The sequence below is a fragment of the Streptomyces sp. NPDC001843 genome (assembly GCF_042891955.1).
Classification (GTDB): Bacteria; Actinomycetota; Actinomycetes; order Streptomycetales; family Streptomycetaceae; genus Streptomyces.
The window spans coordinates 25595-38256 of the sequence record NZ_JBIATQ010000001.1; the positions used below are offsets into that span (position 1 = coordinate 25595).

Genomic DNA, 12662 nt, shown 5'->3' on the forward strand with positions numbered 1-12662 from the left:
ACGGGCACATTCGGGCAGCATCGGGCCCGCAACAGACCTGGTCACCGCCTCCTCCCCGCTGTACAAATTCCCCCAAGGCCCCACCGGGCCCGAACGGGCAGCCCAGCAGGGAGGCGGGTGACGACATGGGAACCAGGACGGCGGAGGAACGCCAGCGCGAGATCGTACGGGCCGCTCGGGCCACCGGCTCCGTCGACGTCACCGCGCTCGCCGCCGAACTGGGCGTTGCCAAGGAGACCGTCCGGCGCGATCTGCGCGCCCTGGAGGACCACGGTCTGGTGCGTCGCACGCACGGCGGGGCCTATCCGGTGGAGAGCGCCGGGTTCGAGACGACGCTCGCCTTCCGTGCCACCAGCCACGTACCGGAGAAGCGCCGGATCGCGGCCGCCGCGGCCGAGCTGCTCGGAGACGCGGAGACCGTCTTCGTCGACGAGGGCTTCACCCCGCAGCTCATCGCCGAGAACCTGCCCGCGGACCGGCCGCTGACCGTGGTCACCGCGTCCCTGCCGGTCGCCGGCGCGCTCGCCGGGGCCGAGAACGTCTCCGTCCTGCTGCTCGGCGGCCGGGTCCGTCCCGGCACACTGGCGACCGTCGACCACTGGACGACGAAGATGCTCGCCGGCTTCGTCCTCGACCTCGCCTACATCGGCGCCAACGGCATCTCCCGCGAACACGGCCTGACCACGCCCGACCCGGCGGTCAGCGAGGTCAAGGCCCAGGCGATCCGCGCCGCCCGGCGCACCGTCTTCGCGGGCGTGCACACCAAGTTCGGCGCGGTCAGTTTCTGCCGGTTCGCCGAGATCGGCGCGCTGGAGACGATCGTGACGAGCACGCTGCTGCCGACGGCCGAGGCCCACCGGTACTCGCTGCTCGGCCCGCAGGTGATCCGGGTCTGACCTTCCCACCACACGCACCCCCGAGGGGATCACACGCACCCCGATACCCCTTATGTCCCCATACCTCCAGGAGCGATCCATGCGAACCCAGAGCCGACGACGGCCACCGCGAGCCACGCTCGCCCTGGCCGCCGCAGGGACGCTGCTCGCCCCGCTGCTCTCCGGCTGCTGGGTCGGTGCGGGCGGGTCCGGTTCCGGCGGCGACTCCATCAACGTCCTGATGGTCAACAACCCGCAGATGACCGAGTTGCAGAAGCTCACCGCCGCCCACTTCACCGAAGAGACCGGCATCAAGGTCAACTTCACCGTCCTGCCCGAGAACGACGTCCGCGACAAGATCAGCCAGGACTTCGCCAACCAGGCCGGCCAGTACGACGTGGCCACCCTCTCCAACTACGAGATCCCGATCTACGCCCGCAACGGCTGGCTGCGCGAGATGGACTCCTACGTGGCCAAGGACCGGGCGTACGACCAGCAGGACGTCCTGGGGACCATGCGCCAGTCCCTCACCGCCGACGACGGCAAGCTCTACGGCCAGCCCTTCTACGGCGAGTCGTCCTTCCTGATGTACCGCAAGGACGTGTTCAGGGCGAAGGGCCTGACGATGCCCGCGCACCCGACCTGGACCCAGGTCGCGGACCTGGCGGCGAAGGTGGACGGGGCCAGGCCGGGGATGAAGGGCATCTGTCTGCGCGGCCTGCCCGGCTGGGGCGAACTGATGGCACCCCTCACCACGGTCGTGAACACCTTCGGCGGCACCTGGTTCGACAAGGACTGGAAGGCCCGCCTCGACTCCCCCGGGTTCGAGAAGGCGACGAAGTTCTATGTGGACCTGGTCCGCGCGCACGGCGAGTCCGGGGCCGCCCAGTCCGGGTTCGCCGAGTGCCTCAACAACATGACCCAGGGCAAGGTCGCCATGTGGTACGACGCCACCTCGGCGGCCGGTTCCCTGGAGGCGAAGGGCTCCCCGGTCAAGGGCAAGCTGGGCTACGCCCCCGCCCCGGTCGAACGGACCAAGTCCTCCGGCTGGCTCTACACCTGGGCCTGGGGCATCCAGAAGGCCTCCCACAACCCGGACAAGGCCTGGAAGTTCGTCTCCTGGGCCTCCAGCAAGCAGTACGAACAACTGGTCGGCGACAAGATCGGCTGGTCGAACGTCCCGGCGGGCAAGCGCGCGTCGACGTACACCAACGCCGCCTACCGCAAGGAGGCCGCCGCCTTCCAGGACATGACGAAGGACGCCATCGAGAACGCCCGTCCGAACGACCCGGGGGTGCAGCCGCGCCCCGCGCCCGGCATCCAGTTCGTCGACATCCCCGAGTTCACCGACCTCGGCACCAAGGTCTCCCAGGAGATCAGCGCGGCCATCGCCGGACGCCAGTCCGTCGACTCGGCCCTGAGGAAGTCCCAGCAGCTCGCCGAGCGCATCTCCAAGGAGTACGAGGGACGATGACCGCCACCACCACGGCCCCCGTGGCCGCCGCACCCGTACCCGCCGCCCGGCAGCCCTCCGCCCGGCTGCGCGCCTGGGCCACCCGCGCCCCGCTGCTCCCCGCCCTCGTCTTCATGATCGCCGTGACCCAGTTGCCGTTCGTGGCCACGCTGGTGATCTCCTTCTTCGACTGGAACGCCCTCTACCCCAAGGCCCGCCACTTCACCGGCCTCGACAACTACCGCCAGGTGCTGACCGACGCGGACCTGCGCCACTCGGTGTGGACGACCGTCCTGCTCACGGTGGCGGTGGTGCTGGCCAGCCTGGTCCTCGGACTGGCCCTCGCACTGCTGCTGGACCGCAGGTTCCCCGGCCGGGGCGTGGTCCGCACGCTGCTGATCGCCCCGTTCCTGGTGGTCCCGGTGGCGGCGGCGCTGCTGTGGAAGCACGTGCTCTACAACCCCGAGTACGGCCTGCTCAACGGGCTGTTGCACTACGTCGGCGGCCCACAGCCCGACTGGATCTCGAAGACCCCGCTGCTCGCGGTCGAGGCCTCCCTGGTGTGGCAGTGGACGCCGTTCATGATGCTGATCCTGCTCGCCGGGCTGCAGAGCCGCGACCAGCAGCAGATCGAGGCCGCCCGGGTCGACGGCGCGAGCGACTGGCAGATCTTCCGCCACCTCACGCTGCCGCACCTGCGCCGCTACCTGGAGCTGGGAGCCCTGCTCGGCTCGATCTACATCGTCCAGAACTTCGACGCGGTCTTCACCCTCACGTCCGGCGGCCTGGGCACCGCCAACCTGCCCTACACCGTCTACCAGAGCTTCTACCAGGCCCACGAGAACGGCCTCGCCTCGGCGGCCGGAGTCCTGGTGGTCATCGGCTCGATCGTCATCGCCACCTTCGCCCTGCGCGTGGTGTCGTCCCTGTTCCGCGAGGAGGTGTCCCGCGCATGAGGGCCGTACGACGAAACGGCCTGGGCCTGCTGGCCTGGCTGACCGGGATCGTGTTCTTCCTGCCGATCGCGTGGATGGCGCTGACGTCGTTCCACTCGGAGTCCGACGCGGCGACCAACCCGCCGTCCTTCGCGGCGTCGCTGACGCTCGACGGCTACCGCGAGTTCTTCGGCACGGGCGGCGGGGCCAGCCCCTGGCCCGCGCTGGTCAACTCCACGGTGGCGTCGGTGGCGTCGACGGTCCTGGTCCTGCTGCTCGCGCTGCCGGCCGCGTACGCGCTCTCCATCCGGCGGGTGCGCAAGTGGACGGACGTGCTGTTCTTCTTCCTGTCGACGAAGATGCTCCCGGCCGTGGCGGGCCTGCTGCCGATCTACCTGTTCGCCAAGAACACGGGCATGCTCGACAACATCTGGCTGCTGGTCGTCCTCTACACGTCCATGAACCTGCCGATCGCGGTGTGGATGATGCAGTCCTTCCTCGCCGAGGTACCGGTCGCGGTCATCGAGGCGGCACGCGTGGACGGGGCGAGGCTGCCGACGGTCCTGGCCCGGGTGGTGGCCCCCATAGCGCTGCCGGGAATCGCGGCGACGGCGCTGATCTGCTTCATCTTCAGCTGGAACGAGCTGCTGTTCGCCCGGGTCCTCACGGGCGTGGTCGCCGAGACCGCCCCCGTCTTCCTGACCGGCTTCATCACGAGCCAGGGCCTTTTCCTGGCCAAGGTGTGCGCCGCGTCGCTCGTCGTCTCCCTGCCGGTGCTCGCCGCGGGGTTCGCCGCCCAGGACAAGCTGGTCCAGGGCCTGTCGTTGGGAGCCGTGAAATGAAGGCCGCCGTCATCGAGTCCGTGGGCCGCGCCGTCGTCACCGAGGTCCCCGACCCCACGCCCGGCCCCCGCGAGGTCGTCGTCGAGGTCGCGGCGTGCGGGCTGTGCGGCACCGACCTGCACATCCTCCAGGGGGAGTTCGCGCCCAAGCTGCCGATCGTGCCCGGGCACGAGTTCGCGGGCGAGGTGGTCGGGGTCGGCGCCCAGGTCACGGAGGTCTCGGTCGGCGACCGGGTGGCCGTGGACCCGTCCCTCTACTGCCACGAGTGCCGGTACTGCCGCACCGGTCACAACAACCTCTGCGAGCGGTGGGCCGCGATCGGCGTGACCACGGCGGGCGGTGCGGCACGGTACGCGGTGGCCCCGGTGGCCAACTGCGTGAAGCTCCCCGAGCACGTCCGCACCGAGGACGCGGCACTGGTGGAGCCCCTGTCGTGCGCCGTACGGGGCTACGACGTGCTGCGCTCCCGCCTCGGCGCCCATGTGCTGATCTACGGCTCCGGAACCATGGGCCTGATGATGCTGGAACTCGCCAAGCGCACGGGGGCGGCGAGCGTGGACGTGGTGGACGTCAACCCGGCGCGGCTGGAGACGGCGCGGCGGCTGGGAGTGTCGGCGACCGCGGCCGGCGCCGACGAACTGGACCGGCCGCAGGGCTGGGACCTGGTCGTCGACGCGACCGGCAACGCGAACGCGATCCAGGACGGCCTGGGCCGGGTGGCGAAGGCGGGGACGTTTCTGCAGTTCGGGGTGGCCGACTACGCGACGCGGGTGACGATCGATCCGTACCGCATCTACAACCAGGAGATCACCATCACCGGCTCGATGGCGGTGCTGCACAGCTTCGAACGGGCGGCCGAGCTGTTCGCGAACGGGGTGCTGGACCCTGAGCTCTTCATCAGCGACCGGCTGTCTCTGGACCAGTACCCGGAGGCGCTGGAGCAGTTCGCGGCGGGGGTCGGGCGGAAGATCGTGGTGGTGCCGTAGGGCTGTTCTCGCCCCCGCCGCCCCTACCCGTCCCTTCCCGGGGCGCCGCCCCCGGACCCCCGTTCGGCCCTGCACGGGCCTCGTCCTCAAACGCCGGGCGGGCTGAGAAGCAGCCCCTCCGGCGCTTGAGGAGCGCCACCCCTCGGTCCGTCGCCCACGGTAAGGGAACGGTAAAGCGACCTCGGTCGTTCACCCGGCATGACAGCTATGACCCCTGGCTCGAACATCCCTCTGTCCGTCTCCCGCGTCGCGGTGGACGTCGCCGCTCCGGTGCGGCTCGACGTGTCGGGCCTGCTGCTGACCGCCGACGGCAAGGTGCGCTCCGACGACGACTTCATCTTCTACAACCAGCCCGCCGGCCCGGGCGTGACGTACCGCTCGGGCGGGGGCACGGCACCGGACGCGATCACCGTCGACACCGCTGCAGTGCCGCCCGGCATCGAGAAGATCGTCGTCACGGCGAGCCCGGACGCCGCGGGGCAGACCTTCCAGGGCATCGAGCCCACGGCGACCCTCCGCAGCGCGGACGACGGCAGCGTGCTGGCCACGTTCACCCCGCCGCAGCTGGGCACCGAGACGGCGCTGGTGGTCGTGGAGATCTATCTGCGGGGCGGGCAGTGGAAGGCCCGCGCGGTCGGCCAGGGGTACGCCAACGGGCTGGCGGGCATCGCGACGGACTTCGGTGTGACGGTCGAGGAACCGGCCTCGGCGCCCGCCCCGCAGCCGGCCCCCACTCCGGCCGCCCCGGTCACCGCTCCCCCGGCACCCGCCGCGCCCCCGGCCCCGCCCGCGCCGCCCGCCCCCGGCACCGGGAAGATCAACCTCGACAAGGGCCGGGTCAGTCTGCAGAAGAACCAGACCGTCTCCCTCATGAAGGGCGGCCGCCCGCTGCTGTCGCAGGTCCAGATGGGCCTGGGCTGGGAGCCGGCGTTCCGCGGCAAGGACATCGACCTGGACGCTTCGGTCATCGCCTACGGTCCGCAGCGCAACCACATCGACAGCTGCTACTTCGGCAAGCTCACGATCCTCGGCGGCGCGGTGCGGCACTCCGGCGACAACCTCACCGGCGAGGGCGGCGGCGACGACGAGGTGATCACCGTCGACCTCGGGCGTCTGTCGCAGGAGGTCACCGGTCTGGTCTTCACCGTGAACTCCTTCTCCGGACAGAAGTTCACCGAGGTAGCCAAGGCCTACTGCCGCCTCCTGGACGCCGCGACCGGCGAGGAACTGGTCCGCTTCGACCTCACCAACGCCGAACCGCAGACGGGCGTGATGATGGCCAAGCTCGTCCGGCAGTTCTCCGGCGAGTGGGACATGACGGCGATGGGCGACTTCGTGAAGGCCCGTACGGTACGGAACATGGTGAAGCCGGCCGCTCAGGCCCTGTAAGCGGTCCCACAAGGAGTCGTAAAACACCGACGGGCGCCTCGGCCGGAGGCGCCCGCCGTCGGTCTACGGCCGCAGCCCCTCCGTCAGCAGCGACAGATACCGGCGGATGTGCTTGCCCTCGCTGTCCGCCAGTTCGGACGCCGTGGCCACCCCGTGCGCCAGCCGCAGGATGTCGATCGACTCGACGTCCCCGCGCAGCGTTCCCTCCTGCTGCGCCGCCTCGACCAGCCGCCGGGCCGCCGCCTTCAGCGAGTTGCCGCAGGCCGTGACGACGGCCGAGCTGCCGTCCGTGACGACGGTACCCAGCAGCGCCTTCAGGCCCCGGACCTGGATCATCCCCACGCCGAGCTCGTTCAGCCACTCGGCCAGCGCCTCGCCCGGCGGCAGCTCCTGCGCGATCTCGTCCGCCCGTGCCGCCAGCGCCTCGACGGCGTCGACGTACACCGCCTCGAGCAGCGCCTGCCGGGTCGGGAAATGCCGGTAGAGCGTCCCCGAACCGACCCCCGCCCGCTTGGCGATGTCGTCGAGCGACGCGTTCTCCCCATGCTCGGCGAAGGCCTCCGCCGCCACCTTCAGCAACCGCTCATAGTTGCGCCGAGCGTCCGCGCGCATGGGCTTGACCTGCGTCATCCAGTTACTCCTTGCAAACCGGGGACCCTCTCCGTATCTTATCGAACGTCAAACGGAGATAGTCCCCGCTTACTGCCGTGTGCTCCGCGGGCAGTCCGCCCTGCCCTTTCGCGCCTCACCGGGGACGCCACAACGGGAGAACCCATGTCCACCCCGTCCACGCCGTCCGCACCGCCCACGACGACCGACGCCCGCTCCGCACCACCGCGTCCCGCCAGACTCGGCACCGTCCTTCTCGTGATCGTGACCGCCTACTTGATGGTCGGCGTCGACTCGACCGTCGTCAATGTCGCGCTCCCCGACATCCAGCGGGGCCTGCACTTCAGCGGCACCGGCCTGTCCTGGGTCCTCAACGCCTACACGCTCACCTTCGGCGGGCTGCTGCTGCTCGGCGGGCGCGTCGGCGACATCCTGGGACGCCGGCGTACGCTCACCGCCGGCGTCCTGCTCTTCGCCCTGTCCTCCCTGCTCGGCGGACTCGCCACCGAGGGCGGCTGGCTGCTCGCGGCCCGCGCGCTGCAGGGCGTCGGCGCCGCCCTCATCGCGCCGAGCACCCTCGCCCTGCTCACCACCAACTTCCCGGAAGGGCCGCGCCGCCACCACGCCCTGAGCGTCTACGCCTCCATGGGAGGAATCGGCGGCTCCCTCGGCCTGGTCCTCGGCGGCATGCTGACCTCCTGGGCCTCCTGGCGCTGGGCCCTGCTCATCAACGTCCCCATCGGCCTCGGCCTCGCCCTCGCCCTGCCCCGCTTCGTCACCGAGACCCCGCGCCACGCCGGCCGGTTCGACGCGGCCGGCGCGCTGACCGGAACCGCCGGGACGACCTCGCTGGTGTACGCGTTCATCCGGGTCTCGGAAGGGGGCTGGAGCGACGGCCAGGCACTCCTCGGCTTCGGCACGGCGGCCACGCTGCTCGCCGGCTTCCTCATGATCGAGGCCCGCGCCGGACAGCCGATCATGCCGCTGCGTCTGTTCGCCGACCGGGACAGGGCCGGCGGCTACCTCAGCATCATGCTGCTGCCGGCGGGGATGTTCGGCGCGTTCTACTTCCTCACCCTGGTCGGCCAGCAGGCCCTGGGATTCAGCCCGTTGCGCGCGGGGTTCGCGTTCCTGCCGCTGACACTGGTGATGTTCACGACCGTACGCATGGCACCCCGGCTGCTGGCCCGGTTCGGCACCAGGCCCGTACTGCTCACCGGCACGACGCTGATCACCGTGGCGAGCGTATGGCTGTGGCGGCTGCGGCCGGGCGACGGCTACGCGGCCGGTCTGCTCGGCCCGCTGCTGCTGATGGGCCTGGGCGTCGGTCTCAGCTTCATGCCGTTGAACGCGACGATCCTCGCCCGGATCGAGCCCCGGGAAGCGGGCGCCGCCTCCGGTCTGCTGCAGACCCTCCAGTGGCTCGGCGGCACCGTCGGACTCTCCGTCCTGGTCACGGTGTACGGCACGGCGACCCGTCACGCCACCGGGTCCCCGGCCGACATCCTCATCCAGGGTGCGTCCCGCGCTTTCGGTGCCGGTGCCCTGATCACACTGGCCGCGGTGCTGGTGGCGGGGTTCGTGATACAGGGAAGGCGTCGGCACTAGAGGACCGGGAGTGGCCCGCACCCCCCGTAGCAGTGCGGGCCACGCTTCGGCGGCTCAGGCCGCCCAGGGCCAGTCGGCGTTCTGGGCCGCTTCGAGCAGGGGAACCATCCGGAAGGCCGCGTCCGAAAGGCCCCCGAAGGTGTGCCGGTTCGCCTTGCCCGACGGGCCGTGGCCCGCCCGGTAGCCGGCGAGGTTCCAGGTGTAGACCGGCACGTGCGCCGGGACCTGCTCGGTCGGGTCGCCGCGGTGGTTGAAGGCGTACTGCTCGTCGGTGACGATCAGCACCCGGTCCTGCCCCCGGTAGTGGGCGCGGACCGCGCTGGTGGTGTCGGTGCCGCCCAGGTCACCGAAGCGCCCCAGGACCTTCAGGACCGACTCGCCCTTGCCGAACGCCAGGCGCTTGCTCGTGGTGCCGAACTCGACGAGATCCGCGTCGGCCGCCCGCAGCGCGAGCGCCGTGCCGAAGATCGCCGCCGCGTCGGCCCGGTTGAGCTCCGAACGGTCCGACAGCGGCGCCCACATGGAGCCGGACCGGTCGACGAGGACCAGCGTGCGGCCGGGCAGCGCCGGCACGTTGGCCAGCGAGTGGCCGAGCGCCTGCTCCAGCGGGTACGACCAGCGCAGCGACGGCGCGTGCTGGTACGCGGCGAGGTACCGGAAGGGGAACTGCCGCGAGCGCGCGACCTCCGCCGGGTCGCTGATCTTCGCCGCCACCCGGGCCGCGACCTCGTCCGAGACTCCGGCCTGGTCGAAATTGCGCAGGTTGCGGACCAGGGCCATCGCGCCCATGGACGGGATCACGGCCTCCCAGGCCGCCTTGTCCATCGGACCCTGCAGCCAGCCGGCCAGCGCCTCCCAGGTCATCCCGGCCGCCGCGAGCCGCTCGGCACCGCCCTCCGACGTCACGACCGCGCGCCGCCGCTGCAGCGGCAGCGCCATCAGCTCGTGATGTGTGGTCAGGACACGGTTCGACGCGGGCGGCACCGCGGTGTCGGGGTGGTGCCGACGGTCGAGGGCGTACTGGAACAGCTCGCCCTGCCACGGCTTGTCCGGGTCGGGCGCCGCGTGCACCAGGTTGAGGATGTCGCCGAATCGGTAGCCCTTGGACGCGGTGTCGTACTTCAGCAGCGACTTGACGCTGTAGAGACGGCGTACGGCGTCGGCGACGCCGCGCTTGACGGGCTTGGGGACGGCGCGGCCGTAGGTCGCGGTCCAGTAGGCGAGCAGCTCGCCGGGCTCGTCGGGCCGCTGCAGCACGGAGGCGACGACCTGACGGTTCGACGGGCCGTCGGTGGCGCCCGCCGTAAGGCGCGCGTGTACGTACTCCGCGGCGCCCACGATCGAGGCGGTCCGCATGTTGCCCTCACCGCGCAGCCAGCCGAGCAGACTCGCCGTCCACACGGGGTCCTCGACGGCGAGCTGCCGTACGAGCTTCGCGAAGCGGTCGTCACGGTCGCCGCCGCTCTCGTAAAAGGTCTGCTGGGAAACGAAGTTGGCGACGGCGAGCAGGAAGAGCTCCGAGCGGGCGTCACGCTCACGGCCGCGGCCCCCCTCGTACGTGCGCAGCACACGCCCCGTCGAGGTGACCCGTGAAATGGGCTGCGCCCGGGCGGACTTGCGGTTGAATCGCGCCATGTGAATTCCCCCGAATTCATGGTTCATCGAATTTCCGGAGGGAGGCGCTGCAGAAGGAGGGTGCCCGAGATCAGGAGTCGGCGACGGGACTTATCACCTGGCGCGTCTTGCCTTTCCGCCACACCGGCCCTGGGCCGATGACGGGATTCGAACCCGCACCCCTTTTTCCAGGGACCAGATCCCTGAAGTATCCGCTGCCTGCGCACCGGGCACCCACCTTGTGCTGCGCCTCCCGAGATCAGGTCGGCGGCGGCATCGGATTCTCTTTGCAAAAGAAGTAGCCGCAGCCCTCGCACCGGGAGGTGCATGAAGTTGTGGTGTCCAGAGATCGAGGTCGGCGGAACCGACGTAGGTGCTCTAACCCCTGAGCTACACCGGCGAGTTGTACCGGTGGCGGGACTCGAACCCGCGGCCGCCCCATTATGAGTGGAAGTAGGTCCTGCCTTCGCACCTGGACGTACATCACTCTAGGAGGGGGCCGCGGGACGGGCGAGCGAATTAATTCCCGCGAGGGCTGTTACCGCTTCTGACGCTTCCAGGGGCCGGTGATGGCCAGCATGATGCCGGGCTCCTGGATGTTGGCGAACAGGGTGCTGCCGTCGGGCGAGAAGGTGACGCCGGTGAACTCGCTGTACTCCGGCTCCTCGGCGGTGCCGATGTTCAGTTCGTTGCGGGCGATCGGGTACGTGCGGCCGCTGTCGGTCGCGCCGAACAGGTGCTGGACGCCCTCGCCGTCCTCGGCGATGACCAGGCCGCCGTAGGGGGAGACGGTGATGTTGTCCGGGCCGTCGAAGTTGCCGTCCTTCGACGGGTCGGGGTTCACGCCGAGCAGGACCTTCAGGGTCAGCGTGCGGCGCTTGGGGTCGTAGAACCAGACCTGGCCGTCGTGCTGGACGGGGCTCTCCTCACGGGCGTACGAGGAGACGATGTAGGTGCCGCCGTCGCCCCACCACATGCCCTCGAGCTTGCGGGCGCGGGTGACCTGGCCGTCGGTGAACTGCTTGCGGACGGACGTGGTCTTGGCGTCGCGGTCGGGGACGTTCACCCAGTCCACGCCGTAGACCGTGCCGATCTTCGTGGCCCGGGAGAGGTCGTCGACGAACTTGCCGCCGGAGTCGAAGCACTTGAAGGCCTGGAGCACGCCCGCGTCGTCGGCGAGGGTGCGCAGCCTGCCGCGGCCGTGGTGGAAGCCCGTCGGCGGGGTCCAGCGGTACAGCAGGCCGTTGGGGCCGGACGCATCCTCGGTCAGGTACAGGTGGCCGCGCTTCGGGTCGACCACGACGGCCTCGTGGGCGTAGCGGCCGAGCGCCTTGATCGGCTTGGGGTCGCGGTTGGCGCGGCGGTCCTCGGGGTCGACCTCGAAGACGTAACCGTGGTCCTTGGTCATGCCGTTCTGGCCGGCCTTGTCCTCGGTCTCCTCGCAGGTCAGCCAGGTGCCCCAAGGCGTGTTGCCACCCGCGCAGTTGGTGGAGGTGCCGGCGATGCCGACCCACTCGGCGACGTGGTCACGGCGGACCTCGACGACCGTGCAGCCACCGGAGGCGGCGGGGTCGTAAACGAGGCCCTCGGTGAGCGGCACGGGGTACTTCCAGCTGGCGCGGGGGCCCTTCAGCTCGTGGTTGTTGACCAGGAGGGTGGCGCCGCGCGGGCCGCAGAAGGTGGAGGTGCCGTCGTGGTTGGACGGGGTGAACTCGCCGGACTCCAGCTTGGTCCTGCCGCTGTAGGTGATGATCCGGTACTTGAAGCCGGCGGGCAGCGCCAGGATGCCGTCGGGGTCGGGGACCAGCGGCCCGTAGCCGACTCCGCCGTATCCGCCGTGCGCTTCCGCGTCCACGCCGTCGGTCTCCGTGGACGCGAGGGCGTTCGGCGCGGTGGCGAGGGCGCCGACACTGCCCGCCAGCGCGACTCCGGCACCGGTGATCGCGGATTTTCTGGCGAAGTCCCTGCGGGTGAGCGACATGGTGTCTCCTGTGACGGTGAGCGAGCCGTGGAGGGTGGCGGACCTCGGGTCGGCGAAACAGTCCCGCCCGCCGCTGAACGGGGGTTGAACACGGGGCGACTTCATCGGGCCGGCTTCCATGAATCCGTAATGACTCACCCACGTACACCAAAAATCACGCCGACTTCTGACCGGTGCCGAGAAGTTCACCCGACCGCCGCCACCGACGGCACGCCTCCGCCCCAGCGCCCTCGACGGCCAAGCCCCGCAGGGGTCCAGAGGACCCACCCCTTGGCAAGGCCCGGAGGGCACAGCCCCCCGACGGGCCCCAGAGGCAGCCCCGGCAGGGCCGAGGGGGCGCAGACCCCGGCGGGGTTGAAGGGGCGGAGCC

10 protein-coding genes are annotated in these 12662 nt (G+C 70.6%); 7 read left to right on the plus strand and 3 right to left on the minus strand.

The features are described from left to right. Nucleotides 1–125: 125 nt before the first annotated feature. The 6 genes from ACFYZQ_RS00115 (at nucleotide 126) to ACFYZQ_RS00140 (ending at nucleotide 6480) form a co-directional block, all read left to right on the plus strand. The gene (locus ACFYZQ_RS00115; RefSeq protein WP_389139852.1) at nucleotides 126–896 is read left to right on the plus strand and encodes a DeoR/GlpR family DNA-binding transcription regulator; all 771 of its coding nucleotides are present in this window, start codon (nucleotides 126–128) and stop codon (nucleotides 894–896) included. Between the two features lie 79 nt (nucleotides 897–975). Next, nucleotides 976–2349, plus strand: a complete 1374-nt coding sequence (locus ACFYZQ_RS00120; protein ID WP_389139854.1) for an ABC transporter substrate-binding protein — start codon at nucleotides 976–978, stop codon at nucleotides 2347–2349. Further along, nucleotides 2346–3284: a carbohydrate ABC transporter permease gene (locus tag ACFYZQ_RS00125; RefSeq protein ID WP_389139857.1), complete on the plus strand. Its 939-nt coding sequence runs from the start codon at nucleotides 2346–2348 to the stop codon at nucleotides 3282–3284. Before ACFYZQ_RS00120 ends, ACFYZQ_RS00125 begins: the two co-directional genes overlap by 4 nt. After that, nucleotides 3281–4105: a carbohydrate ABC transporter permease gene (locus ACFYZQ_RS00130; protein WP_389139859.1), complete on the plus strand. Its 825-nt coding sequence runs from the start codon at nucleotides 3281–3283 to the stop codon at nucleotides 4103–4105. The genes ACFYZQ_RS00125 and ACFYZQ_RS00130 overlap by 4 nt, the downstream gene beginning before the upstream one ends. Further along, the gene (locus tag ACFYZQ_RS00135) at nucleotides 4102–5091 is read left to right on the plus strand and encodes a zinc-dependent alcohol dehydrogenase family protein (protein WP_389139862.1); all 990 of its coding nucleotides are present in this window, start codon (nucleotides 4102–4104) and stop codon (nucleotides 5089–5091) included. The genes ACFYZQ_RS00130 and ACFYZQ_RS00135 overlap by 4 nt, the downstream gene beginning before the upstream one ends. 207 nt (nucleotides 5092–5298) lie before the next feature. Further along, nucleotides 5299–6480, plus strand: coding sequence for a TerD family protein (locus tag ACFYZQ_RS00140; protein ID WP_389139864.1), 1182 nt, complete (start codon nucleotides 5299–5301; stop codon nucleotides 6478–6480). A gap of 63 nt (nucleotides 6481–6543) precedes the next feature. Here the strand turns inward: ACFYZQ_RS00140 and ACFYZQ_RS00145 are convergent, their stop codons facing one another. Next, the gene (locus tag ACFYZQ_RS00145; protein WP_389139867.1) at nucleotides 6544–7110 is read right to left on the minus strand and encodes a TetR/AcrR family transcriptional regulator; all 567 of its coding nucleotides are present in this window, start codon (nucleotides 7108–7110) and stop codon (nucleotides 6544–6546) included. Nucleotides 7111–7254: 144 nt separating this feature from the next. Here ACFYZQ_RS00145 and ACFYZQ_RS00150 point away from each other — a divergent pair, with 144 nt between their 5' ends. Continuing rightward, nucleotides 7255–8697 (plus strand): MFS transporter, encoded by a 1443-nt coding sequence (locus ACFYZQ_RS00150; RefSeq protein WP_389139870.1) that lies wholly within the window; start codon nucleotides 7255–7257, stop codon nucleotides 8695–8697. A 54-nt stretch (nucleotides 8698–8751) separates the two neighbouring features. Here ACFYZQ_RS00150 and ACFYZQ_RS00155 read toward each other — a convergent pair whose 3' ends face one another. Next, complete coding sequence (locus ACFYZQ_RS00155) at nucleotides 8752–10332, minus strand: TROVE domain-containing protein (protein WP_389139873.1); 1581 nt, start codon at nucleotides 10330–10332, stop codon at nucleotides 8752–8754. Between the two features lie 517 nt (nucleotides 10333–10849). After that, nucleotides 10850–12292 carry an alkaline phosphatase PhoX gene (locus ACFYZQ_RS00160; protein WP_389139876.1) on the minus strand — a complete coding sequence of 481 codons (1443 nt, stop codon included), beginning with the start codon at nucleotides 12290–12292 and terminating at the stop codon, nucleotides 10850–10852. Nucleotides 12293–12662 lie beyond the last annotated feature (370 nt).